Source organism: Chelatococcus sambhunathii, from assembly GCF_001418005.1.
Lineage (GTDB): Bacteria > Pseudomonadota > Alphaproteobacteria > Rhizobiales > Beijerinckiaceae > Chelatococcus_A > Chelatococcus_A sambhunathii.
The window spans coordinates 42,306-66,493 of the sequence record NZ_LIOL01000014.1 but is presented as its reverse complement, the minus strand read 5'-3'; the positions used below and the strand labels follow the sequence as shown (position 1 = coordinate 66,493).

Sequence of the window (24,188 nt, the reverse complement as noted above, 5' to 3'; positions counted from 1 at the left end):
TTTCACACACCTTCAAGGCGATACGGCCGACGCGCCGACGAGCTCGCGCAGGCGGCTGTCGCTGACAGGCCGCTTGGTTCGCACCGCCTCTTCCTTGATCTTCTTCAGGATGTCCGGCAGCACCTCGCTTGGAACCGCGATCCCCATCTGCTTGAGCTTGGCGTCGACCGAGGCAACGCCGGACTTCTTGCCAAGAACAACGTCGCGCTTCTGCCCGACAAGCTCCGGCACGTAGCTTTCCGCGGTGAAGGGCTCTTTCAGCAAGCCCGCCACCACCATTCCGGACTCATGCGAGAATGCGCCGCGGCCGACCACCGCCTTATGCGCCTGCAGCGTGATGCCGGACCGCTCTTCAACCAGACGCGAGACCTCGACGAACTTCGACATGTCGAGCCCGCAGTCCACGCCATACAGGACCTTGAGCGCCAGCGCGGTTTCCTCCAGCGAGGCATTTCCGCTGCGCTCGCCGATGCCGTTGACGGTAACGGAGATATATTCGGCGCCCTGCTGGACGCCTGCGATGGTGTTCGCCACGGCCAATCCGAAATCGTCGTGACAATGGATTTCGATCGGGATATCCGTCACCTTCTTCATTTCCCGAACGAGAAATCCGATGATCTGCGGCGTGGCGCAGCCCGTGGTGTCGACGATGCGCACCCGATCCACGGTCTTGTCCCTGTTGAACTGCTCAAGCAGGCGGCGCAGCAGGGGAAGCTCGGAGCGCGTCGTATCGTAAGGGCTGAAGATGACCGCGAGGCCGCGCTCCTTGGCGTATTCGGTCATCTCGCGCGCGAGCTTGAGATATTCCTCGTCGCCCAGCTTGAGCTTGTTGACCCGCTGGATCGCGCTGATCGGCATGCTCAGGCGCGCCGCATAGGCGCCCGTTTTGGCGACTAGGTCGATGTCGTCCCGCCGGCCGCGCGCCAGGGCGCTGATCTTCGCCTTCAGGCCCGCCCCGGCGATCTCCTCGATCGCCTGACGATCCTCGTCCGAGGAGGCTGGCGTACCCGCTTCGATCTCATAGACGCCCAAGCGATCAAGCGCATGCGCGATGTCGACCTTGTCCTGCTTGGTGAAGACGATCCCAGCCTGCTGCTCGCCGTCGCGAAGCGTGCAATCGGCAACACGCACCATCTGCGGGAAGCGCGACCCGTGATGCGCCTCGTCGCTAAACGGGCTGGTCTCCCAAAGCTTCTTGTTATCCCGATTTTGCATTACGTCCACGCTTTTTCTTCAGTCCTGATCCGACACCCTCGGCCGTGCCGATACCTAAGTCCGTGAAGAGCTGCTTCATCAGCACCGTCGTCACGTAGAGGTGTTCTTCGGCCATCGTCCGCGCGCGATCAACGTCGCCACGACGGATCGCGTCGACGATGGCCGAATGCTCGTCGAGCGATTCCCGCATCCGCTGCGCGCGATGGTTCATGCGGTAGCCGAGGCGCTTGGTGTGGCTCGCCAGCGGCCCGAATGCCTCGATCATCAGGCGATTTTCCGAAGCCTCGGCAAGAATGGCGTGAAAATCCGCATTGGCATCGACCCACCGCAGACGCTCGCCGTTCTTGATGATCAAGCGCTGGCGCTTCAACTCCGCCTCAAGCCTGGCGATGCGCTTGGGGTCGGGATTGGCGGCCATGCGCGAGGCGCCGCATCCCTCGATGGCCGCGCGGAACTGGAGCACCTCCGCAAGATGCGTCGCATCGAGATCGACGATCCGCGCGCCGCGGTTCGGTAGGAAGACGATCAATCCTTCGCCGGCGAGTTGGAGCAGAGCCTCGCGGACGGGCGTGCGGGAAAGGCCGAGGCGCGCCGCGATGGTCTGCTCGGAATGTAGGGACCCGGGCGCTAGCTGGCCGGTCACGATCGCCTTGCGCAGCTGCGAGAGCGCCTGATCGCGCAGGGATGGTGTACGTTGAACGCGTTGCATATTGCGGTATCTAGCATACTACATACAACGGCGTAAACCCCTCACCATTCTTGCGGACGTTCTGGTGGTGGTGGTGGTGGCGGCCGGTAAGCCGAACTCATCCTACTTCAGATGTTCAAGACTGGAGCGGTTGTGATCGATGTCGGCATCAATCGGCTGCCTGACGGGAAGCTTGTTGGGGATGTTGATTTCGCGGGTGTTCGGCAAAAGGCCTCGCATGTCACGCCTGTTCCCGGCGGCGTTGGACCGATGACTGTCACGATGCTGCTAGTGAACACGATCACGTCACCCGAGCGCAGCATTTAGCAAGACCAATAGCTACCTTGGGTCAAAATACATTCTCGCTGCTTACGTAATGCCGGAAGAATTGCGTGACCGAGGCCCCGCAGCCATCCGCACCTGCAAGCTAAGCTGTCAGAGCGTGCGGCGAGCCAATAATCCTCGGAAACCGCCAGGAATCCCAGACACCGCTTAGAACTGCGATTGCGCGCGCATAAATACTTTTTTCCTTTGTTTTCCCAATGGTTTAGTTGACTTCTATTGGGGGTTGCAGCTTTCTTACGAGAGCCCAGCGCTCCGGTCTTGCGGAGGATTCCGTTCAGCCGCTCTGTACCATGCCGAAACTTACCAAGCGTATCGTCGAAGCTGTAAAGGCAAACACCTCTGAATATTTCCTGTGGGACGACGAGGTGCCGGGCTTTGGACTTCGTGTTCTACCAAGCGGTCGGAAGGGCTTCGTTGTCCAATATCGCGCTGGGCGCCGGCCACGGCGGATCAGTCTCGGCCCAAGCAGTGTGCTGACCTGCGAACAGGCGCGCACTCGCGCGATCACGATCATTGCGGCCGCCCGGAACGGCGAGGATCCCGCCGCAAAGCGGGATGCCGATCGGGACGCTCTGACAGTTGCTGAATTGGCTGATCGTTTTGACCGGGAACACATCAGCGTACGGCTCAAAGAGAGCACGGCCAGGGGCTATCGGCGGATGATCGAGCGCATCATTCTGCCCACCCTCGGTCATCACCGCGTCACCGAAGTGACCCGCGCCGACATCGCGAAGCTGCATCATGACATGCGCCACATCCCCTATGACGCAAACCGTTGCTTGGAGATTATCTCCAAGATGTTCAACCTTGCTGAGATGTGGGGCCTGCGGCCCGACGGCACGAACCCACGCAGGCACATCAAGAAATACCCCGAGGAGAAACGCGAACGTTTCCTGAGCGCCAGCGAGCTTCGCCGCGTTGGTGAGGTGTTGCGAGAAATGGAGATGGAGGGTATCGAGCTAGCGTCAGCAATTGCGGCAGTCCGATTGCTGATGCTAACGGGATGCCGTCTCGGCGAAATCATGCGACTGAAATGGGAGTATATCGATTTCTCTGGTCGAGCCCTTCGCCTCCCAGACTCCAAGACGGGGGCGAAAATCATACACCTTGGTCAACCAGCTCTCGACGTGCTGACCGCGATCAAACGCATCGAAGATAATCCTTGGGTGATTACCGGAACATTGCCCAGAGCGCCGCTATATGATCTGCAGCCCTTCTGGCAACGCGTGCGGGCGCGTGCCGGTCTTAAAGAGGTTCGCATTCACGATCTGAGGCACACTTTCGCATCCACCGCCGTCGCAGCAGGGCAAGGTCTGCCAATGATTGGCAAACTACTCGGGCACACGCAAGTTCAAACGACTGCGCGATACGCCCATCTCGCGGCCGACCCTGTGAAGCTCGCAGCCGATCAGGTCGCTCAGGAAATCGCCAATAGCTTAAACGGCCAAGCTGCGGCCTAATCCCCTCCTGAATGAACGTTAGTTCGTAAGGGTCGCTGCCCTCGTCGCCACTCCCACGGCATCACCAAATCCCCCGACCAGATTCCGCGGCGCGCGGCACGCGCCTCCGCTTCCTCTCTGACGTAATCGCGGGAGTACAGGGTGTAGGCGACCGCCCATCCATTGCGGACCAGCCAAGCGTTTACGTCGACGCCCGAGACGGTGCATTGGCAGACCAGTCGGCCATAGCGATCGACGTCGCGCCTAACGCAAACGACCGGACGGGCCCGTAGGTAATTTTCAAGAGCCGAAGTGGCCTGTTGAGCACAGTTCCATCGCGTCCCGTCAGCGCGTCCGCAATCTTGTGCGCCTTCCGGCGCATCGATTCCGAACAGCCGAATGCGTACGCCACGAATCTCAATCGTGTCTCCATCAATCACCTTGGCGATACCGGTAATCCGAAAGTCCTCGCCCCAGATAGGACCCGCGATCAGGAGGATGGCGGCAATCAGCGCTGCGCGGAGCCAGTTCTCTTGCATGTCTCAATTCCCCATCCAGCGCGTGAGTCCAAGCACGTTGATGGCCGTGAACGTGCCCTGCAGAACGATCAGGCTCGTTTCCCGCTGAGCCACAGCCGCAGCGAGCCAAAGCGAGGACGAGACGAGGAAGAGCGCGAATCCGTATCCGACTATTCCGAGATTGAGCGCGATCAGGAAGGCGCCAGATACACCGGCACCGGTTCCGATCCATTTTATGGTGTTCAATACGGTCGGGTTCATCAGAGGCTGCTCGTCACATATTCGGCAACTGCGCCCGAGGGTGGGAGCGCTGCTCGTGCCGCGCGCCGTTTGCGAGCCACTTTCACACGGTCATATGCGCGCTTGCAGTCGGCACACCACGAATGCAGTCAACCGGGTGCGCGCAATCTGAACTGCTCGCGAGGCGCCCAGTGCCGGCCACGTGTGCAAAAGTGAGGACCTGACGCCGGACGAGTCATCGGTTTGCCTTTCGTGCGCTTCCGCTGAGATCGATCAGACCCGCCTCGCGAGCCAGACGACCCGGCCGACGACATTCACCTCTTCGGCGATCCGTTCGTAGGCCTGGTATTCCGGATTGATGGATTTGATGAGCACCTTGGGCGGATCCGAGTTGGGGATGTGCTCGACGCGCTTTGCCACGAGCCCCATGCCGTCCCAGATCACGAAGATGCCAGGCGGCACCGGCACGCGTTGGCTGGTGTCGATCAGGATTCGGTCGCCGCTCGACAGCAAGGGCTCCATCGAGTCGCCGTCGACCGTGATCATCCGGAGCTCGTTCGGTGGTGCCCGGAATTCGTGGCGCACGATCGCCTCGGGGAATAGCCACGTCACCTTGGTTTCCTCGAGGCCCTCATGGAAGGCACCGGGCCCCGCCGACGCGCGCACGTCGATCTCGGGAATTCCGATGAAGGCGTCCGGCACGCGGGACGCCGGCACTGGGGCGACGCCGACATCGTCGCCATACGCGGGCACCTTCGAGCGCGGCTTGCGCGGCGGCACGCGCCGGTGTCGCAGCGAGTCCTCGTCCACGCCAAGAAACTCCGCCAATGGCTGTCGCACATCCTCCGGCAGCACCTTCGGCGTTCCGCGAAAAATGAACTGGTGCAGGTAGGCAGCGTTCTTGCCGATCTTGAGCGACGCATTCTTCAGGTCGGTGTCGCGATCCTCGATCAGCTTGAGGACCCGCGTCCGTACGGGATCGAGGTTCATGGGTCATCTCCTTGAATCGATTGGATAGGAAATTAACAATCTTTTCCAATTGACGCAATAGGCCGCTTGCGATTTTCTAATTCCTACCAAAGCGTGCATTCGCAGGCAGCTTCGCCCATGATCAGCAGCCAATTTCGCGAGCAGGTAGAGGCGTTTCTCGCCGCCCACGACTTCAAGCCGACCGAGTTCGGCCGCCAGGCGGTCGGCGATCCCTCGTTTGTGTTGGGCCTGCGCCGGGGCCGATCGCCGACGCTCGCGACCGCCGACAAGGTCCTCGCCTTCATGGCGGAGTTCGAGGCGACCGAACGCAAACGGCATCGCCAGAGGAGGTCTGCATGAACGACCGCCCGATCAAACACCTCAATCAGATCGAGCTTTCGCGCCGCTGGAGCATCTCGCCGCGCACGCTGGAGCGGTGGCGCTGGCTCGGCCAGGGACCGCGCTACCTGAAGATCGGTGGCCGGGTTGTCTACCGTCTCGAAGACATCGAGGCGTTCGAAGCACAGCAGGCTCGCGCAAGTACTGCCGAAGTCCCCCTTTTGCCCACACGCAAGCCGTCCTTCGGTCAAAGCGATCGCCCTGGCGCGAACATGACGGGAGGCGCGTAATGGCACTGCGCATCGTCACCGCCGACGAACGCCTGGCGGTCGCCAACGCGAAGACCACCGTCGCGATCTTCGGCCCCGCCGGCGTGGGCAAGACCTCCCTCGCCCGCACCTTGCCGCCTGCCGAAACCATCGTCATCGATCTCGAGGCCGGCATGAAATCCCTCCAGGGCTGGGGCGGCGACTCGATTCCCGTGCGCACCTTCAAGGACGCGGCCGATATCGCCTGCCTCGTCGGCGGCATCGATCCCGCGGCGGACGCCAGCGGATTTCTCTCAGGTGCGCATTACGAGCACGTCAGCCGCGAATATCCCGATCTCGCGCGCATGCTGGCGGCAAAGCGCTACGTGTTCGTCGATTCGATCACCGATCTGACGCGGCAGGCAATGGCGTGGTCGAAGACGCGTCCCGAGGCGTTCTCGGAGCGCACCGGCAAGCCCGACACGCGCGGCGCCTATGGCCTGCTCGCGCGCGAGACCATCGGTCTCCTCAAGCATCTGCAGCATGCGCCGGGAAAGACCGTCATCTTCGTCGGAATCCTGGAACGCGTTGTCGACGAGTTCAATCGCGAGACATTCCAGCCGCAGATGGAAGGCAGCAAGGCCGCGCGCGAGCTTCCGGGCATCGTCGACCAGGTGATGACGCTGTCGCTGTTCGACCGCGATGGCGACGGCTGGCGGCATAATCCAGTCAATGGGGCCGAGCGCCGGCTCGTGTGCCGCTCGGGAAACCCTTGGGGTCTGCCGGCAAAGGATCGATCCGGCAATCTCGAAGAGACGGAGGCGCCGAACCTGATGGCGGTGCTCACGAAGGCGAACAAGCCGCGCGGAAGCCCGGCTCCCGGCTGACGTCGCTCAACGATTCAAACCATGCCCGGCTGCGCGCTCGCCGCGCAGAACGGGACCCTGCGTGCCCACAATCAACCGAGGACAATCCCATGCTCGACTTCAACGGCGTCGATCCCGCAAAGCCCAATGAACCCATTCCGGACGGCACCTTCGCCAAGGTGATGATGACCATCCGCCCCGGCGGCCTCGACGGCGAGAGCCCGATCGACCGCGGGCTGCTCACCGCGTCCCGCGCTGAGGGCTCCGACGTCATCCAGCTCGATTGCGAGTTCACGATCCTCGAAGGCCCGTTCGCCCGCCGCAAGTTCTGGCGCCGCTTCGTCGTCTCGGGCGGCAAGGTCGACGAGCAGGGCGTCTCGATCGGCCGGAAGATCACGAAGTCCGCGCTGCGATCGATCCTCGATTCCGCCCACGGACTCGATCCCAAGGACGAAAGCCCGGCAGCGCAGGCCAAGCGCCGCATCAACGGCTTCTACGATCTCAACAACCTCCTTTTCGTTGCAAAGATCACGACGGACGAAGAAGGGCGCAGCGAGCTCGACGCCGCGATCACGCGCGAGCGCCCCGAATGGGCGAAAGTCATGGCAGGCGAATTCGTAGCGCCAAAGCCGGGTGCGCGGCGCAAGGCAACGGGTCAGCGCCCGGGCGCTACGCCTGCCCCGCAGTCGCCGGCATGGCAGAGCGCGTCACCGGCTTCCGGCCACCCGAGTCCACAAGGGCAACCGGCACCCGCCGCAACCGTTCCCGTGAATGCGCCGGCTCCGCGTCAGGCGCCCACGACGGGGGCGCCTGTGGGGCAACCGGTGCCGCCCGGAGCCGTCCCGGCGCGCAAGCCCGGGCCTGCCTGGCTGAACGAGTGAGGGAGGCGATGGCAAAGTCGCGCGAGCCCAATGCCGATGATGCCTGGCTCGATCACGTGAGGGCGGAATGCGCAAGGGCCGTTGGCGAATGGCTCGAAGGCTCGGTTCGCCTGGATCGGCCAATCCGCAGCCTGACCTTCTTGGAGCTTCAGTGCATCGCGGAAGCCGCGACGAGCCGCTGGATCGTGCTCGCGTCGCAGCGGATCGCGGAACGGCCCGACGCGCCCGAGTCGCGGAAGCTCTCGACGCTGCTCCTGGGCTGAGGGCATGCCGGATCTGCGGCCGCGCAGCGCGAGGCTTCTTCTACACGCACCTTCTGAGGCCGGATCGCTTTCCGACCTTCGCATTCTGTTCACGCGGCTGCCAGGAGGCCGGCACCGCGATCGCAAAGAGGACCAACGGAATGATCGACAAGACGGAAGCCGAAGCCCGCGCGATCAAGGAGACGCGCGCGGTCTTTGCCGAAGTGATCCAGGACCTCGGGCTGATGCCGGCGTTCGAGCATCGCACCGCCGCAGAGATCGACCGGATCATCGAGGCCTGCGTCGACGGGTTTCGCGAGGCGATGGGCCGCATCGCGCTCAACGACGACATTCCATTCTGAGGTCGCGTCAGCTCATGTTCATCGACCTCAACCATGGCTCCGGCTTCGTCTATGGCCACGCACCTGCCTCCGTCTCGATCGGCGAGCGCATCGACGCCCTTGTCGACGCGGCGCTCGTGGCGGAACGAGCAGCGATCGCGCCGCGGGACTATCTTGGCGCCTCACGCATCGGCGAACCCTGTGCGCGCCGGCTCTGCTACGAGCTGATGCAGACCCCCGTCGATGACGGCGCGGATTTCGGCGGGCGCCTGCTGCGCGTCTTCGAAACCGGCCACCGCTTCGAAGACATGACCATCCGCTGGCTGCGTCACGCCGGCTTCGACCTGCGCACGCACAGGCGAAACGGCGAGCAGTTCGGCTTCTCGGTCGCCGGCGGCCGCTTCCGCGGGCACATCGATGGCGTGATCGTCGAAGGGCCCGACGTCGGCATCGCCTACCCGGTGCTGTTCGAGCACAAGGCGCTCAAGTCCTCGTCCTGGCAGGACGTCGTCAAGCACGGCGTCAAGACTTCGAAGCCGATCTACTGGGCGCAGGTCCAGGTCTACATGGCCTACCTTTCAGTGGAACAAACGCTGTTCGTCGCGCTCGACAAGGACACCCAGGCGCTCCGCTACGAACTCGTCCCTTTCGATCCGCCTGCCGCGCAGGCGCTCTCGGACAAGGCGGTCACCGTGATCCGCGCCGTCGAGGCTCGCGAGCTGCTGCCGCGAGTGTCCGACGATCCTGACTTTTACCTCTGCACGCTCTGTCCCTACCGCATTCGCTGCCATGCGCTCGTGCCCGGAGGCCTTGCATGACCATCACGCTCTCCGACAGCCAGCGCGCGGCAATCGCCACCATCAAGGACTGGTTCGAGAACCGCACCAAGGACCAGCAGGTCTGCCGCGTGTTCGGCTATGCCGGCGCCGGCAAGAGCACCATCGTCAAGTACGCGATCGAAGAGCTTGGTCTCACCACGTCTTCGTCGGGCTGCAAGACGGGCGACGTGCTCTATGCCGCCTTCACCGGCAAGGCCGCGCTGGTGATGACCCGCAAGGGAACGCCCGCTTGCACTATTCATTCGCTCATCTACCGGGTTTCCGAGGCAAGCCCGCAGGAGATCGAAAAGCTCAAGGCCGAGGTCGCTGAGATCCAGGCCAAGCTGCCGACGCTCGGTGTGGCCGAACGCCTATTCGAGGAGTCGCGCCTGCGCTCCCTTGAGCTGCGGCTCAAGGACGCCCACAAGCCGCGCTTCGTGCTCAATTCCGAATCCGTTCTGCGCGACGCCAAGCTCCTCGTGCTCGACGAAGTGTCCATGGTCGGCGCCGAGATGGCGCGCGATCTCCTTGCCTTCGGGAAGCCCACTCTCGTGCTCGGCGATCCCGGCCAGCTGCCGCCGGTCAAGGGCGAAGGCGCCTTCGACACCGACAAGCCCGACGTGCTGTTGACGGAGGTGCACCGCCAGGCCGGCGACAGCGCCATTATTCGCCTTGCCACCTGGGCGCGCGAGGGCAAGCCCATTCCTTACGGCGAGCACGACGAATTCGTGTGGAAAATGCGCCGGGCGGACGTCGACGCCACCGGCCTGCTCAAAGCCGGTCAGGTGATCTGCGGCCGCAACGCCACCCGCATGCAGCTCAATCTCGCCATGAAACAGGCCGCCGGCTTCGCCGCTCCCTATCCGACCGGTGCCGGCGAGAAGCTGATTTGTCTGCGCAACCGCAATGACATCGGCCTCGTCAATGGCATGTTCGTGACCCTCGACGAGATCGACGACGATGGCGACGAAATCGCCTTCAAGGCCGCGATCACGACCGAGGACGGCCGCCAGGTCGGCGGCGAGGCAAACGGCCGGCGCGAGCGCTTCCGCATCTACCGCGGCCACTTCGACGACCACCTGTCGCCCGATCCCGACCGGGAACGCCGCGATCACCACAAGAAGCGCGCCACAATCGAGTGCGTCTGGGGCTGGGCCATCACCTGCCACAAGGCGCAAGGCTCGCAGTTTGAGAACGTCGTCGTATTCAATGACGGACTCGGACGCACGCCGCAGGACCGGGCGCGCTGGCTCTACACCGCCATCACCCGCGCCGAGCGCGGGCTGGTGCTGCTCGATTGAGGTCGCCGGCAATGCTCGACTTCAACGGCATAGAGGCCGCACGGCCCTTCGAGCGCTTTGACCTCGACGCCATCGTCGAGGAACTGCGCCGGACCGCCAAGGTCTGGGTCCCGCAGCATTTTCTGAAGGGGCGGCGGGAAGGGAATGTCTGGCGGCTTGCCAACATCCATGGTGCCCCGCCGCGCAAGCAGGGCTCCTGTGTCATTGCGCTCGACGGCCCGAATGCCGGCGACTGGATCGACTTCGACGGCTCCGGCTCCGGTGGACCGCTATCGGCACTCGAACACGCCACCGGCCTCAAGGGCAGAGAGCTTTACGCCTATGCAGCCGCGCTCGTCGGCCAGAGCAGCGGCACCACCCAGAAGGGCGCAAAGAGAAAGCGTGCGAACGGAGCGACCTCCCCCGACGTCAGCGATGGTCGATCGACCAGTGAAGCGCGCGACGCGGCGGTCGCAACCGAGATTCGCCACATCCTTGCCCGCGCGGCGCCGATCAAGGACACGCTGGCTGAAGTCTACCTGCGCGGTCGAAAGCTCGTGGTCCCGGATACCGACGACCTGCGCTTCGTCGCTGATCTCACGCATTTCGAGACACAAACCGGCTGGCCCGGGATGGTCGGCATCGTTCGCGACATGCGCGGCGAGGTGGTCGGCCTTCATCGCACCTACCTCGCGCCCGAAGGCGCGGCGAAGGCGCCGCTTGCCACACCGCGCATGTCGCTCGGCCACGTCGGAGGCGGCGTCATCCGTCTGGCATCGCCGAACGCCGGCTTGCTCGGGATTGCCGAGGGCGTCGAGACGGCCCTTGCGGTCATGACGGCCTGCCCATCGCTGCCGATGTGGGCCGCACTCTCCGCCGGCAACATCGCAGAGCTTTCTCTGCCGCCGGAGATCGATCGCGTCGTCATCTGTGCCGATCATGATAGTAGTGGCGTCGGCTTCGAAGCCGCGCGCAAGCTTGCGACGCAAATGGCCGACCGCGGCAAGCGCGCCTGGGTCGCGTTGCCGCCGGGCATGGGCGATGATTTCAATGACCTACTCATGCGCGAGGGCGCCGAGGCCGTCTGCGCGGTGATCGAGGCTGCGCAAGAGTTCGTCGTCGAGAGCCCGCTTCTCGGCGCCATGATCGTCGACCGCGATCCAAAACCGACGCGCACGATCGAGGACGTCGCCAAGCTGTTTCCACTGCCGAATCTGGAGGATGCGACTCTTGCCTATCGCAGGGCTCGCGACGGGCGCATTCTCCTGTTCAAGTCGACCGGCCGCGACAAGCTCGGCAACGAGCGCTGGCAGGCCATGACTACGCCGTTCGGCGCGGTCGCGCGCCTGCGCTATCTCGACCATGACGAGGCCTTCGGGCTTCGTGTCCACATCGATGCCATGGACGGCCGGATCCGGGCGGTCGATTTCAACCGCGCGGCGCTCGCGCGGCTCGGCGCATCCGATCTCAGGGCAGAGCTGTTTGCCGCCGGCCTGCGCTGCGAGAACGACGGCGATCAGCTCGCCGTCCAGATCCTCAAGGGCGCCGACCCCGATCAGGAAATCCTCGTGGTCTCTCGTCCGGGCTGGCACCGCCTCGACGGCAGCGAGCATCCGGTCTTCGTGACGCCGGCGGGCACCGCGATCGGCGACAATCCGACCCGGCGGCTCGAACTTGCCACCAACGCACGCTTTGGAACGACCACGCGCGGCTCGCTCGACGGCTGGAAGACGGCACTCACAGCCGTCGCCTCGGCAAAGGGCTGCCCGCATTTCCTGCTCGGCGTGCTCGCGGGCTTCGCCGGCGTCGTTCAATCCCTTGCCGGCCTTGATAGCTGCGGCATCAATCTGAGCGGACTGTCATCGAGCGGGAAGACCACTGCGCAGCGCCTTGCGGTCTCCGCCTGGACGTCGCCCCTGATCGGGGCAGGCCTGCTGCAGTCGATGCGCTCGACCGAGAACGCGGTCGAAGTGTTCGCCCAGGCGGCCTCGGGCACGGTGCTGGCGCTCGACGAGCTCGCCCACGCCGATGGGCGCGCGATCGGCCGGCTGATCTACGCGATCTCCGGCGGCCAGGGGAAAGCGCGGCTCACCGCCGGCGCCATCCTCAAGCATCGCTATGCCTGGTCGACCTACGCGGTGCTCTCCAGCGAGTGCTCGCTCGAAGAGAAGGTCCGCGCCGACGGTGCCGCCTGGATCGCCGGCATGGCGGTGCGCATCCTCGACGTCGACGTGACCGACGTCGACCGCACCCTGAGCCAGAACGTGATCCGGGAGATCGTCGCGGTCGAACAGCATCACGGCCATGCCGGCCCTGCGTTCGTCGAGCGACTCGTCGCCGCCAAGCTTCACCACAGGCCCGACGCGCTGCGCGAGCGGGTGATGGACTTCGCGCGGCGACTCGCCGGCGAGCGGGCCGATGCGGCGCGGCTGCGCGCGGCGACCTGCCTCGCACTGCCCTGCATTGCCGGCCAGCTCGCCCAGGATTTCGACCTGCTGCCGTGGTCGATCGATCTCGAAACGCCGGTGCGGTGGGCCTGGGAGCGCTTCCAGAAATCCTCCGACGCCGAAGCTCTGGCGCCGGACGAGCAGGCGATTGCGAGCCTGCGCGCATGGATCGCCGAACGGTGGGACGTGACCATCAAGTCCGTCGACACCGGCGCCGATGGCTATGACCGCAAGCTCAACAATCGCGAGGCGGTGGCTTGGTACGACGACACGGCGATCTACGTGCCGGTCCAGCGGCTGCGCGAGGCTTCCGGCGAGACGCTCAAGGCCCAGCAGGTCGTCAAGGCACTCGTCGAAAGGAATCTGCTCGACAAGCGACAAGACAACCGGCGCGCCGTGGTGCGCTGGGTGCCGAAGATTGGCCGCGTCGACGCCTATGCGCTCAAGCGGTCCGAGTTCGGCCGGCGCCAGACCTGGTTCGGCGACGAGAGCGGGGACGTCCAATGACCGGTTTCCGCTCGCGCTCGATCCGAGGAGCACGCCATGTGGCCGGTGTGGCTCGGGTGGCCACACCCGCGAACTTCTGCGCAATGCGCGTGACCACGCGGACCGCGGTGGCAACGGTCGTGGCCACGCTCAAGCAATTGAGATTGCAGGCGAATGGCCACACCAGCCACAGGTGCCACGCGCCGAGGAGAGATTATAGGAATTTGACTCCCATTCCGTGGTCGGGGATCGGCGGAAGGGTCGCGCGTAGTATCTCTTCTTTTTCAGTGGAAAGAGTGGAAAGAGTGGCAAGTCACCAACTCTTTCAGCGACTTGACCGTAGCCACCGCGAATTCCACGGTGGCCAGCGTGGCAACTTCCGCGCGTCTGCCGAGCAGCTTTGGCGAAGTCGCGCGCCTCCCTGATCGCAAGGCAATCACGTCGCCGCTGCTCGAAGAGAGCAGCAAGCGCAGAACCGCATTCAGGATCACGTCGATGTTTGCTCTTGCCACGCGTCCCGCCGTGGACGCGAACCCTTCTGCTCGTCCCGAGCTCAAGCTTGTGCCGGCGAATCCGCGCACATTGCTTGCGCTCGATCTCGGCAGCGCGACCGGCTGGGCCCTCAAGCGCATCGGCCGACCGATCGTGAGCGGCACCATGACGTTCAAAGCCGGTCGCTTCGAGGGCGGCGGCATGCCGTTCCTTCGCTTCCGCCGGTGGCTCGCTGAGATCGAAGCCGCGGAAGGTCTGCTTGCCGTCTATTTCGAGGAAGTCCGCGTTCATGCCGGCACGATCGCCGCGCACGTCTATGGCGGCTTCCTCGCCGAGCTCACCGCCTGGTGCGAGGAGCGTCGCCACCCGTACGAAGGCGTGCCCGTCGGCGTCATCAAGCGCTTTGCGACCGGAAAAGGAAACGCCGACAAGCAAGCGGTCTGCGATGCAATGCGCGCCCGCGGCTTCTCGCCGGCTGACTACAACGAGGCCGATGCCATCGCCATCCTGCTGTGGGCCATCGAGACACGGGGCGTGCCATGACCAGGCAACGCCTGCCCGATCGCCGGCCGAGTCTCACCACGGAGCTCGTGCATGAATGCCGATCCTATTCGGTGACGATCGGATTCAATCCAGCGACCGGCCGCATCGGTGAGGTGTTCACGCATGGAGCCAAGGTCGGCTCGACCATGGACGGCATTCTCGACGACGCGTGCATCGCGCTCTCGCTCCTGCTTCAGCACGGCGTCGAACCTGCCGAGCTCGGCTCGAGCATGGGCCGACTCGGCGATGGCAAGGCTCCCGCATCGATTATCGGCGCGCTGGCCGATCTCCTGGTTCGGGAGGCGCAGTCATGAGGTGGACTCCAAAAGGTTATGGCGGCGAGCGCAGAACACCCGAGCAGGTCAAGCGCGATGGCTGGCTCGAATACGGGATCCTTGTCGTCAACAAGGACGACCATCGCCTCACCTGGCCGGAGCGCCAGCTCGTTCGCCAGTTGGGAGAGCGGCTGTTCGGCAAGCGGCAGCAGAAGGAGACCTGCGATGGCTGACACGACCTGGACGCCTTCGATGGTCGAAGAGCGCTTCGTCGAGGCCGCCGACGTGATGAAGCGGCTGCCCGAGGTTCGCGTGCCCGGCTACTATTCGCTGTGGCCGAAGGTGATCCACGAGTTCGCCGACCTGGTCCAACAGGAGCCGCCGCGCTTGCGGCGGCCACCGCCTGCTCCGGACGCGATCAGTCGAATGGAAGAGACGTTGGAGTGGCTGCGGTGGCTTGAGCCGACGGATGCCAGGATCGTCTGGCTGCGCGCGAACGGGGAGCGATGGAAGGTGGTTTGCTACCATGTGGGGTTGGCGCGGGCGGCCGCCAACGAACACTGGCTCTACGCCCTTTGCCTGATCGCCTGGCGCCTAAATGGCTGGCATCTAGCGCAGCCGCGGTCGAAACGGCGCCTGATCGAGCATTTCCGGGGCAGGGCCCGACAAGGGAAGGCTTTAGACAGGCGCCTTCGTAACTAAACGAAAACGCGCTATCCTTTAGTAAGGCCTCCGGCTTACTAAAGGATTGAGAACATGACGGGAACGGCAGGAACCCGCCTCGGGCAGTATGTCGAGACGGCTGTCGGCGGGGAGCGGGTGCGGGCTTTCCTCCCTCCCCCGCTGCCGCCCGATCCGCCGCTCGACCTGCCGGCCCTGTTCGACCTCTACGATGCCGCCCGCGGCGCCCTTGGCCGCCTCGACGGGGTCACGACGATCCTGCCTTCAACGCCCCTCTTCCTGTTCATGTACGTGCGCAAGGAGGCGCTTCTCTCCTCTCAGATCGAGGGTACCCAGTCATCGCTTTCCGACCTGCTCCTGTTCGAGAACCATGAGATTCCGCAGGTTCCGCTCGACGATGTCGCCGAGGTCTCCAACTACATCGCGGCGATGGAACATGGACTGAAGCGCCTGCGCGAAGGATTTCCGCTTTCGCTACGCCTCATTCGCGAGATGCACGAAATCCTCCTTCACTCGGGCCGCGGCGCCAGCAAGCAACCAGGCGAGTTTCGCCGCTCGCAGAACTGGATCGGCGGTACGCGTCCCGGCAACGCGTTGTTCGTGCCGCCGCCTCCTGACCGACTCAACGAATGCCTCGACGCGTTCGAGAAGTTCCTGCACGTCGACAACCCGCAGCTGCCGCCTTTGATCAAGGCCGGCCTCGCGCACGTTCAATTCGAGACCATTCACCCGTTTCTTGACGGCAATGGACGGCTTGGACGCCTTCTCATCACGCTCATGCTGTGCGAGGCAGGCGTTCTTCGCGAACCCATCCTGTACCTCAGCCTCTACTTCAAGGCGCGACGGCCCGATTACTACCGTCTGCTTCAGGAAGTTCGTGAGAACGGCGCTTGGGAAGCCTGGATGGAATTCTTCCTCAGCGGCGTGTGCGATACCGCAACTCAGGCGGTAGATACGGCACGCGATCTCATCGACCTGTTCGATCGCGACCGGGAGGCGATTCAAGCGCTGGGACGAAGCGCTGCGTCTGTCTTTCGCGTGCATGACTTCATGCAGCGTCGCCCGATTGTCACCATCCAGGCCGCATCAGGAGAACTGAAGCTTTCACTTCCCACGGTCGGCAAGTCGCTTGAGCACCTCATCAAGCTCGGCATCGTTCGTGAACTGACCGGCAAACAACGTCATCGCGTCTTCGCCTACAGCAAGTATCTCGCCGTGCTCGACCAGGGCACCGAGCCACTACCACCCAATGCGTGAGCGAACGGCTGCGTGGCAAAGAGAAAAGTGTCTTGCAGACACTTTTCGCTCGGACAAAAACGCTCGGACTCGTTAGTTTCGACGGCAAGCTCGCGAGCGGCGCGCGCGGACGCAGGCCTCGCCATTCGATGAAAATGCCCAGGACCGACTAGCTCCATTTCGACGCCCAAATACACCCAAATACTCCTTAGCCTCTGAACGCACGGGTCCTCCCTGGCCAAATTGGTATGCGGGGGGCAATGGCCCGAAATTTCGCTACCGCCAGCCGCAAAATCTGAGTTACCAGTTACCACGGAATGTTGGCCCGCCTTGGCGCCAAAGGCGCGCAACGGCGCGCGTTTTTCGTGCGGCCGCCCTGGTAACCCTGCGTGGTAACTCACCGAACCCTGGTTACCAGCCGCCAACCTACCGCGCCGACACGAACCACATGCCGCCGCGCCTGCCCGATGCGGTCGAGCACTGGCCGCCCGATCGGCTCAAGCCCTATGCGCGCAATGCCCGCACGCATGACGACGACCAGGTTGCGCAGATCGCAGCCTCGATCGTCGAATTCGGTTGGACCAATCCGATCCTTGTTGACGCGGAGGGTAGCATCGTCGCCGGCCATGGCCGGCTGTTGGCGGCACGCAAGCTTGGCCTCGACACGGTGCCGGTCGTCGTCCTCGATTATCTCACGCCGGCACAGCGGCGTGCCTACGTCATCGCCGACAACAAGCTCGCGCTCAATGCCGGCTGGAATGAAGAAGTTCTCGCAGCGGAGTTGCACGCGCTAAACGGCGCGGGATTCGATCTCGCGCTCACCGGCTTCTCGGAAGCAGAGCTCGATGCCTTGATGGCGCCGCTGGACGATGAGGCGGAGGACGCCGAGTCAGCGGGCGAGGATGCAGACGACGACATGCCCGCGCCGCCGCGCGAGCCCGTCTCGCGAAATGGCGACCTTTGGAAGATTGGCGAGCATCGTTTGCTTTGTGGCGACAGCATGGATGCATCGTCGGTAGCGCGCGTCATGAACGGCGAGCGCGCGGCGCTCGTGTTCACGTCCCCGCCCTACGGCAATCAGCGCGACTACACGACCGGGGGCGTCGGCGATTGGGACGCGCTGATGCGCGGCGTCTTCACGGCGCTGCCGGTCACCGAAGCCGGACAGGTCCTGGTCAATCTCGGTCTCATCCACCGCGATAACGAGTGGCAACCGTACTGGCGCGCTTGGCTCGACTGGATGCGCGAGCAGGGCTGGCGCCGTTTCGGGCTCTACGTCTGGGACCAGGGCCCGGGACTGCCAGGCGATTGGAACGGGCGTCTGGCGCCGGCCTTCGAACTTGTCTTCCACTTCAATCGCAAGGCGCGAAAGCCCAACAAGATCGTCCCCTGCAAATGGGCCGGGCACGTCAACGACGCGCACGGCGGCATCCGCCACAAGGATGGCCATGTCGGCGAATGGACGCATGCCGGCCAGGGCGTCCAGGAGATGCGGATCCCGGACAACGTCATTCGCATCACGCGACACAAGGCGCGCGGCATCGAAACCGAGCATCCGGCGGTGTTTCCTGTGGCGCTGCCAGAATTCGTAATGCGGGCCTACAGCGACGAACACGACATCGTCTACGAGCCCTTTGCCGGATCTGGCACCAGCATCGTTGCTGCGCAGCGCGCTGACCGACGAGCGAGGGCAATCGAGCTCGCGCCCGAGTACGTCGACGTGGCGCTCCGCCGGTGGCGCAAGCTCTTTCCTGACCAGCCAGTGATCCTCGATGGCGAAGGCCAAACCTTCGAAGCGGTCGCGCGAGCGCGCGGGGTCGCAATCCCCGACGACTGACGCGCTGCAGGTCGAGCTCTGGCCTATCGGCCGGCTCCTGCCCTATGCGGCGAATGCCAGAACGCATTCGGACGAACAGGTCGCGCAGATTGCCGGCTCGATCGCGGAATTCGGATTCAACGTTCCGTGCCTCGTCGACGATCGCGGTGTGCTGATCGCCGGCCATGGTCGACTCCTCGCGGCGAGGCGCCTTGGACTGCAGCAGGTCCCGGTCATTCGGCTAGGCCACCTGACCGACGCTCAAGCGCGCGCGTTTCGCCTCGCCGACAATCGCATTGCGCTCAACGCCGGCTGGGACGACGAGCTACTCGCAGCCGAGTTGGAACGACTCAAGGAGGACGGTGTCGATCTCGCCTTGCTCGGCTTTGCCGAGGACGAGCTCGACCGGTTGCTCGATGGACTCGATGCAGACGGAGCACCCGAGGAAGAGGACGAGGTCCCTGAGCCGCCTGCCGACGCGGTTACGCGACCCGGCGACCTCTGGCTGCTCGGGCCGCATCGCCTTCTGTGTGGCGACGCGACGATTGCGACAGACGTTGCACGACTGCTCGATGGCGCGTGTCCGCACCTGATGGTGACGGACCCGCCCTACGGTGTCGACTACGATCCAAACTGGCGCAACGAGTCGGGCGTCTCTGCAACGGCGCGCACAGGCAAGGTCAACAACGACCATCGTGCGGACTGGAGGGAGGCTTGGAGCCTCTTTCCCGGCGAGGTCGCGTATGTGTGGCACTCCGGGATCCACGGGCGGACGGTTGCAGAAAGCCTCGACGCCTGCGGCTTTCTGATCAGGGCGCAGATCATATGGGCGAAGCCGCGCCTCGTGCTCTCCCGCGGAGATTACCACTGGCAACACGAACCGTGCTTCTACGCCGTGCGCAAGGGAGCTACCGGCCACTGGCAAGGCGCGCGCGACCAGTCGACACTCTGGACCATCGGCACCGGCGAGAACGACGACGCAACCGAACACGGGACGCAGAAGCCGGTCGAGTGCATGCGCCGGCCGATTGTGAACAACAGCGCGAAGGGCGAACTCGTCTATGAACCGTTCGCGGGCTCCGGCTCGACCCTGATTGCCGCCGACTCCGTCGACCGCGTCTGCCTCGCCATCGAAATCGACCCGCGCTATTGCGACGTCATCATCGAGCGCTGGCAGAATCGCGCTGGCAGCACAGCGACGCTTTCGGATGACGGCCGCACCTTCGATGCGCTGAAGACTGAAAGGCCATCAGCATGAACGGGAAAGCGCCGCCGGGCTTCGCAGCCGGCGGCGCTTGAGCATTCGGCGGGGCTCAGGCGATGCGGTAGACGCGGCCGCGCCCTTCGACTTTCTCCGATTGGACGTTCAGACCAAGCTTCTTCTTCAGGGCGCCGGCGATGGCGCCGCGCGCCGTGTGCGCCTGCCAGTTGAACTTCTTGACGATCTCTTCGATCGTCGCGCCATCGGGAGTCTTGAGCATTGCGATGAGCTGAGCCTGTTTGCTGTCGGCCCGAGTCTGCTTCTGAACCGCGCGTTGATCGGCCTTGGACTTGCTCGAGTTCTCGTTGGTCTCGCCGGCCTCGCCCGCGGCCTCGGCAGAGGCGCTGGCCTCATCGGCTTCGTCCTCGGCGGCTGCGACCTCTTTCGGATCGATGCCGAGGGCATCGAACGCGGCCCGGGTGGCGCGCAGAGTCATCTTGCCGTGGTTCCTGTCGTGCCGCCACACGGTGTCATCGCGCTTGGCGCGCACTTCCTTGATCAGGCCCTTGTTCAGGAGGCTCTTGAGCACGTTGCCGGCGGCATTGCCCTTGAGCTTCGGATTGACCGGAAACACGCAGCGGTCGGGCCGCTGGCAGGCCGCGGTGAGAACGACGAGTTGAGAGTCGGAAAGCTGCGCCATGGTGTTGGCTCCCTGGTAGTCGGGTCGCGACCATCGCGACCCTTCTACGACCCCGAGCCCCGTGTCGGAGCGGGGCGGAGCCTCAGGCGCCAGATGCCAGTCAGTTTCGGCGCGCCAGCACGCGGCTCATGGATTGCTCGAAGGTTTCGTTTGGGAGCGCAGTCTCAGCCGCGTGGCGGATGACGCCGAAGACCACCAGCTGCACGCGCCTGACTGCCTGTTCGAGGGTTTCTTCGGGAAGAATCGTCGCGCCGTAGCTTTCGAGGAACCTACGCAAAGCCGGCTCACGCGCCGCAGCCACGCGGGCGCGAATCTCTTCGGGAGTGAGTCCGCTCCAGTCTTCCATGGTCATGCTCCCTCCGTCGTCAGGCGTTTTCCGCCATGATTTCGCAGTCGGTGACGAACCCGATCAGGTAAGGCAGTCCGCGCGGAATGCCGGTCTCGCGTGACGTGCGGCGGCCGATCGTCCAGGTCATCCAGCGGTGGACGGCGGCATCGATCGCCTGTTGAAGGCTCAAGCCATTGAAAAGTCCGCTGGCCACATCATCAGCGAAGTGACGGCCATGGCGGCTGTCGAGGAAATCGCGAACCCCGACCTCTGAACAGCCCGTCGCCTCGCCGATGGCTCGCATCGCGATCGGCCAAGCTTCGGTGGGATCGGCATGGTGGCGGATGGTGCCGAAGAAGCCCCAGCTTTCATTGTTGCTGGGCAATGTGGCGATCCTGGTCATGGAGGTCTCCCTTCCGTGATGGCGTCATAGAGGCGCTGCTTTGGCCCGCAGCCAAGCAAATAATCGGGTCATTTGATTGCTTTGTTCGCGGCAGGTTCGTCATGGGATTATCAATCCGCGCTTATGCCCGCAGACGTGGCGTAAGCCATGTGGCGGTCCTGCGCGCGATCAAACAGGGCCGCGTCGCGGTCGAGCCGGACGGCACCATCGATCCCGCCAAGGCTGATGCGTCGTGGGAACGCTCGACCGACCCAGGACGTACACGCACGAAACCGAAGCCCGCCGCCGAGAAGCTTCGCCCGGTCGGAGAAGCCGCACTCGGCTCGGTGCGCGAGACGCTGAGGGAGCAAGGCCTCCCCTCGGGCGGCAATGTCACCTTCGTCCAGGCGCGCACCGCGCACGAGATTGCCAAGGCCCACCTCGCGCGGCTGCGCCTGCAGCGCATGAAGGGTGAGCTTGTCGATCGCGCTCGCGCCACCGCGCTTGTGTTTCGGCTTGCGCGCGAGGAGCGGGATTCCTGGCTCAACTGGCCGGCGCGGGTTGCTGCATTGATGGCAGCCGACCTTGGTGTGGAGGCGCACGCGGTCCAGAAACTCATCGAAACGCATGTCCGCGGTCACCTCGCCGAGCTCGCCGAAATTCGAGCCGAGTTCCGGTGATCTGTTCGCGTTCGAGGGCGCGGAAGACATCGCCCACGCCTGGCGCGACGGGCTCACGCCTGACCCCGCGCTGACGGTCTCGGAATGGGCTGACCGCCATCGCGTCCTGAGTCCGCGCGCTTCCGCGGAGCCCGGGCGCTACCGCACCGATCGTACGCCCTACATGCGGGCGATTGTTGATGCGCTCTCGCCCACGCATCCGGCGCGCCGCATTGTGGTGATGAAGTCGGCCCAGGTTGGCTTCACGGAAGGCGGCAATAATTGGATCGGCTACGTCATCCATCATGCGCCCGGGCCGATGCTCAGCGTTCAGCCGACCGTCGAGCTGGCCAAGCGCTTCTCGCGCCAGCGCATCGATCCGCTGATTGGCGAGAGTCCAGCATTGCGCGAACGGGTGAAGCCCGCTCGCTCGCGCGATGCTGGCAACACGGTGCTGTCGAAGGAGTTCCCGGCCGGGCTCCTGGTCATCACCGGAGCGAACAGTGCCGTCGGCTTGCGCTCGATGCCGGCCCGCTATCTCTTCCTCGACGAGGTCGATGCCTATCCGCCCTCGGCCGACGAGGAAGGCGATCCGGTTGCCCTTGCCGAAGCGCGCACGCGCACGTTCTCCTGGCGCTCCAAGGTCCTGCTCGGGTCGACGCCGACCATTCACGGTCTGTCGCGCATCGAACGCGAGTACGAGGCGTCTGATCAGCGGCGCTATTTCGTGCCGTGCCCACACTGCGGGGCCATGCAGTGGCTCAAGTTCGAGCGGCTGCGCTGGGAGAAGGGCAAGCCTGAGACGGCGCATTACGAGTGCGAGTCATGTGATGGCGGGATCGAAGAGCACCACAAGACGGCGATGCTCGCGGCTGGCGAGTGGCGCCCCACTGCCGAGCCGCAGGATCCGGACACGATCGGGTTCCACATCTCGGCGCTCTATTCGCCGGTCGGGTGGCTCTCCTGGGAGAACATCGCCCGGCTTTGGGAGGCCGCGACCACCGACGAAGCCAAGCGCAGCTTCAAGAACAGCGTGCTGGGAGAGACCTGGGTCGAGACCGGTGAGGCTCCCGACTGGCAGCGGCTCTACGAACGACGCGAACCCTGGCAGATCGGCACTGTGCCGAGCGGCGGCCTGTTCCTGACGGCGGGCGCCGACGTCCAGAAGGACCGCATCGAAGTCGACGTCTGGGCCTGGGGGAGAGGTCTCGAAAGCTGGCTCGTCGACCACATCGTGATCGAAGGCGGACCCGAGCAGGCGGAGACCTGGGACGAACTTGCCCTTCTGCTCGATCGGACCTGGCCGCATGCGCATGGAGCGCGCCTCGGCATTGCCAAACTTGCAATCGACACCGGCTACGAGGCGCCCGCAGTTTACGCCTGGTCACGCCGTGTCGGTCACGCCCAGGTCGCGCCGATCAAGGGCGTCGAGGGCTTCAATCGCGCAGCACCGGTCATCGGCCCGACGCATGTCGACGTGACCGAAGGCGGCAAGAAGCTTCGGCGCGGCGCTCGACTGTGGACGATCGCGGTCGCCACCTTCAAGAGCGAGACCTATCGGTTCTTGCGCTTGTCGGCACCGACCGATGATGAAATTGCCGCTGGCATGAAATTCCCCGCGGGCTTTGTCCACCTGCCGCGCGGCACAGACGCCGAGTGGGTCAAGCAGCTCGTCGCCGAGCAGCTCGTCACGGTGAAAACCAAGCGTGGTTTTACTCGGCTCGAATGGCAGAAGCTGCGCGAGCGCAACGAGGCGCTCGACTGCCGGGTCTATGCGCGCGCGGCCGTCTGGATTGCCGGCGCCGATCGCTGGACCGAAGCGATGTGGCGCGACCTCGAGCAGCAGGTTGGCATCGTCGAAGAGGTGCGGACGGACGAGCCGACTGACCTGCAGACCGAGAGCGTTGCCGGTATCATCCGGCGCCGGTCCGAACGCCGGGGTCGTCGCGTGTTCCGGTCGAGCTATCTCGGCTGACACCCGGGCCTAGGGCTTGGTCGTTTACCGGCCCGGCGGTTGCGAGACGTCTCCGATCATCAATGACGGGATCTGCTGTGCGCGGGCTTCGTCGATCGCACGCTCGATCAGATATTCGGTGGTCGGCTCGTTGAGCTCATGGGCAAGCGAAATTGCGCTTTCCAGATGCCGCATCAGGGCAGCGCGTTTCTGCACGGTGTCCAGCATGGCAAGCCTCCAGCCCGTCGCAACGAGTTCAGAGCAATTTACGAAACGGCTGAAGCGTTGACCAGACGCGCCGAATTAGTACCGCGGGGCCATGGCCACAGCTGACTGATCGTCCATGACACTCGAAGAGATGATCGCGCAGCGCGACGTGCTGCTCGCGGCGCGTTTTCGTGGAGTGCGCACAGTCGAGATCGAGGGTCGCCGCGTGACCTACGCCACCGACGCCGAGATGGCAGCCGCCATCACGGATCTCGAACGTCGGATCGCCGCCGCCGGCGAAGGCGGCCGACGCCGCCGTATCCTGACGTCAGCCTCGAAGGGACTCTGAGCT

The 24,188-nt window shown here is 64.4% G+C and carries 30 protein-coding genes; 21 read left to right on the top strand and 9 right to left on the bottom strand.

What is annotated here, in order from left to right:
- Positions 1-12: 12 nt before the first annotated feature.
- A complete protein-coding gene (locus tag ASC46_RS18895; protein ID WP_082464907.1) occupies positions 13-1,215 on the bottom strand; it encodes a homocitrate synthase/isopropylmalate synthase family protein in 1,203 nt (400 codons plus the stop codon).
- Positions 1,199-1,924 carry a GntR family transcriptional regulator gene (locus ASC46_RS18890; protein WP_055460852.1) on the bottom strand — a complete coding sequence of 242 codons (726 nt, stop codon included), beginning with the start codon at positions 1,922-1,924 and terminating at the stop codon, positions 1,199-1,201. The genes ASC46_RS18895 and ASC46_RS18890 overlap by 17 nt, the downstream gene beginning before the upstream one ends.
- A 111-nt stretch (positions 1,925-2,035) precedes the next feature.
- Here ASC46_RS18890 and ASC46_RS21000 point away from each other — a divergent pair, with 111 nt between their 5' ends.
- Positions 2,036-2,230: a hypothetical protein gene (locus ASC46_RS21000; protein WP_210166020.1), complete on the top strand. Its 195-nt coding sequence runs from the start codon at positions 2,036-2,038 to the stop codon at positions 2,228-2,230.
- A gap of 308 nt (positions 2,231-2,538) precedes the next feature.
- Positions 2,539-3,708 carry a tyrosine-type recombinase/integrase gene (locus ASC46_RS18885; protein ID WP_055460851.1) on the top strand — a complete coding sequence of 390 codons (1,170 nt, stop codon included), beginning with the start codon at positions 2,539-2,541 and terminating at the stop codon, positions 3,706-3,708.
- Here ASC46_RS18885 and ASC46_RS20995 read toward each other — a convergent pair.
- The 3 genes from ASC46_RS20995 to ASC46_RS18875 form a co-directional block, all read right to left on the bottom strand.
- Positions 3,705-4,226: a thermonuclease family protein gene (locus ASC46_RS20995; protein ID WP_072249598.1), complete on the bottom strand. Its 522-nt coding sequence runs from the start codon at positions 4,224-4,226 to the stop codon at positions 3,705-3,707. The two genes, ASC46_RS18885 and ASC46_RS20995, sit on opposite strands and share 4 nt — an antisense overlap.
- Before the next feature lie 3 nt (positions 4,227-4,229).
- Complete coding sequence (locus ASC46_RS18880; RefSeq protein ID WP_055460850.1) at positions 4,230-4,466, bottom strand: hypothetical protein; 237 nt, start codon at positions 4,464-4,466, stop codon at positions 4,230-4,232.
- A 252-nt stretch (positions 4,467-4,718) separates the two neighbouring features.
- Entirely contained in the window at positions 4,719-5,435 is a 717-nt protein-coding gene (locus ASC46_RS18875; RefSeq protein WP_055460849.1) for a S24 family peptidase, read from the bottom strand.
- 117 nt (positions 5,436-5,552) lie between these two features.
- On the opposite strand from ASC46_RS18875, the gene ASC46_RS18870 reads away from it, so the two are divergent.
- The 16 genes from ASC46_RS18870 (at position 5,553) to ASC46_RS18790 (ending at position 19,663) form a co-directional block, all read left to right on the top strand.
- Positions 5,553-5,774, top strand: coding sequence for a hypothetical protein (locus ASC46_RS18870; RefSeq protein ID WP_055460848.1), 222 nt, complete (start codon positions 5,553-5,555; stop codon positions 5,772-5,774).
- Complete coding sequence (locus tag ASC46_RS18865) at positions 5,771-6,043, top strand: helix-turn-helix transcriptional regulator (protein WP_245280629.1); 273 nt, start codon at positions 5,771-5,773, stop codon at positions 6,041-6,043. The genes ASC46_RS18870 and ASC46_RS18865 overlap by 4 nt, the downstream gene beginning before the upstream one ends.
- A complete protein-coding gene (locus tag ASC46_RS18860; protein WP_055460847.1) occupies positions 6,043-6,888 on the top strand; it encodes an ATP-binding protein in 846 nt (281 codons plus the stop codon). Before ASC46_RS18865 ends, ASC46_RS18860 begins: the two co-directional genes overlap by 1 nt.
- A gap of 89 nt (positions 6,889-6,977) precedes the next feature.
- Positions 6,978-7,748: a hypothetical protein gene (locus tag ASC46_RS18855; protein WP_055460846.1), complete on the top strand. Its 771-nt coding sequence runs from the start codon at positions 6,978-6,980 to the stop codon at positions 7,746-7,748.
- Between the two features lie 8 nt (positions 7,749-7,756).
- Complete coding sequence (locus ASC46_RS18850) at positions 7,757-8,011, top strand: hypothetical protein (RefSeq protein WP_055460845.1); 255 nt, start codon at positions 7,757-7,759, stop codon at positions 8,009-8,011.
- A gap of 140 nt (positions 8,012-8,151) precedes the next feature.
- Positions 8,152-8,352 carry a DUF6511 domain-containing protein gene (locus ASC46_RS21760; RefSeq protein WP_245280628.1) on the top strand — a complete coding sequence of 67 codons (201 nt, stop codon included), beginning with the start codon at positions 8,152-8,154 and terminating at the stop codon, positions 8,350-8,352.
- A gap of 14 nt (positions 8,353-8,366) precedes the next feature.
- Entirely contained in the window at positions 8,367-9,149 is a 783-nt protein-coding gene (locus ASC46_RS18840) for a PD-(D/E)XK nuclease family protein (RefSeq protein ID WP_055460844.1), read from the top strand.
- On the top strand, positions 9,146-10,450 hold the full coding sequence (locus tag ASC46_RS18835; RefSeq protein WP_055460843.1) for an ATP-dependent DNA helicase: 1,305 nt from the start codon (positions 9,146-9,148) through the stop codon (positions 10,448-10,450). The genes ASC46_RS18840 and ASC46_RS18835 overlap by 4 nt, the downstream gene beginning before the upstream one ends.
- Before the next feature lie 11 nt (positions 10,451-10,461).
- On the top strand, positions 10,462-13,383 hold the full coding sequence (locus ASC46_RS18830; RefSeq protein ID WP_055460842.1) for a DUF927 domain-containing protein: 2,922 nt from the start codon (positions 10,462-10,464) through the stop codon (positions 13,381-13,383).
- Positions 13,384-13,695: 312 nt separating this feature from the next.
- A complete protein-coding gene (locus tag ASC46_RS18820; protein ID WP_425349167.1) occupies positions 13,696-14,397 on the top strand; it encodes a hypothetical protein in 702 nt (233 codons plus the stop codon).
- A complete protein-coding gene (locus ASC46_RS18815) occupies positions 14,394-14,711 on the top strand; it encodes a TSCPD domain-containing protein (protein WP_055460840.1) in 318 nt (105 codons plus the stop codon). The genes ASC46_RS18820 and ASC46_RS18815 overlap by 4 nt, the downstream gene beginning before the upstream one ends.
- On the top strand, positions 14,708-14,905 hold the full coding sequence (locus ASC46_RS18810) for a hypothetical protein (protein ID WP_055460839.1): 198 nt from the start codon (positions 14,708-14,710) through the stop codon (positions 14,903-14,905). Before ASC46_RS18815 ends, ASC46_RS18810 begins: the two co-directional genes overlap by 4 nt.
- Positions 14,898-15,374 (top strand): DUF6362 family protein, encoded by a 477-nt coding sequence (locus ASC46_RS18805; protein WP_055460838.1) that lies wholly within the window; start codon positions 14,898-14,900, stop codon positions 15,372-15,374. Before ASC46_RS18810 ends, ASC46_RS18805 begins: the two co-directional genes overlap by 8 nt.
- 54 nt (positions 15,375-15,428) lie before the next feature.
- A complete protein-coding gene (locus tag ASC46_RS18800) occupies positions 15,429-16,610 on the top strand; it encodes a Fic family protein (protein WP_055460837.1) in 1,182 nt (393 codons plus the stop codon).
- Between the two features lie 427 nt (positions 16,611-17,037).
- Positions 17,038-18,426, top strand: a complete 1,389-nt coding sequence (locus tag ASC46_RS18795) for a site-specific DNA-methyltransferase (protein ID WP_055460836.1) — start codon at positions 17,038-17,040, stop codon at positions 18,424-18,426.
- Entirely contained in the window at positions 18,362-19,663 is a 1,302-nt protein-coding gene (locus ASC46_RS18790; protein ID WP_082464906.1) for a site-specific DNA-methyltransferase, read from the top strand. Before ASC46_RS18795 ends, ASC46_RS18790 begins: the two co-directional genes overlap by 65 nt.
- 55 nt (positions 19,664-19,718) lie before the next feature.
- On the opposite strand, the gene ASC46_RS18785 is transcribed toward ASC46_RS18790, so the two are convergent.
- The 3 genes from ASC46_RS18785 to ASC46_RS18775 all read right to left on the bottom strand — a co-directional run bounded on the left by ASC46_RS18785 (position 19,719) and on the right by ASC46_RS18775 (position 21,037).
- Positions 19,719-20,306 (bottom strand): DUF3489 domain-containing protein, encoded by a 588-nt coding sequence (locus ASC46_RS18785; RefSeq protein WP_055460835.1) that lies wholly within the window; start codon positions 20,304-20,306, stop codon positions 19,719-19,721.
- Positions 20,307-20,406: 100 nt separating this feature from the next.
- On the bottom strand, positions 20,407-20,658 hold the full coding sequence (locus tag ASC46_RS18780) for a hypothetical protein (protein WP_055460834.1): 252 nt from the start codon (positions 20,656-20,658) through the stop codon (positions 20,407-20,409).
- Positions 20,659-20,671: 13 nt separating this feature from the next.
- Positions 20,672-21,037, bottom strand: coding sequence for a hypothetical protein (locus ASC46_RS18775; RefSeq protein ID WP_055460833.1), 366 nt, complete (start codon positions 21,035-21,037; stop codon positions 20,672-20,674).
- Between the two features lie 149 nt (positions 21,038-21,186).
- Here ASC46_RS18775 and ASC46_RS18770 point away from each other — a divergent pair, with 149 nt between their 5' ends.
- Together ASC46_RS18770 and ASC46_RS18765 are read left to right on the top strand one after the other, a co-directional pair.
- Positions 21,187-21,696, top strand: a complete 510-nt coding sequence (locus ASC46_RS18770) for an elements of external origin (RefSeq protein WP_245280627.1) — start codon at positions 21,187-21,189, stop codon at positions 21,694-21,696.
- Entirely contained in the window at positions 21,644-23,650 is a 2,007-nt protein-coding gene (locus ASC46_RS18765; protein ID WP_055460831.1) for a phage terminase large subunit family protein, read from the top strand. The genes ASC46_RS18770 and ASC46_RS18765 overlap by 53 nt, the downstream gene beginning before the upstream one ends.
- Before the next feature lie 24 nt (positions 23,651-23,674).
- On the opposite strand, the gene ASC46_RS18760 is transcribed toward ASC46_RS18765, so the two are convergent.
- Positions 23,675-23,857, bottom strand: coding sequence for a hypothetical protein (locus ASC46_RS18760; protein WP_055460830.1), 183 nt, complete (start codon positions 23,855-23,857; stop codon positions 23,675-23,677).
- Positions 23,858-23,972: 115 nt separating this feature from the next.
- Here ASC46_RS18760 and ASC46_RS18755 point away from each other — a divergent pair, with 115 nt between their 5' ends.
- Entirely contained in the window at positions 23,973-24,185 is a 213-nt protein-coding gene (locus ASC46_RS18755; protein WP_055460829.1) for a phage head-tail joining protein, read from the top strand.
- Positions 24,186-24,188 lie beyond the last annotated feature (3 nt).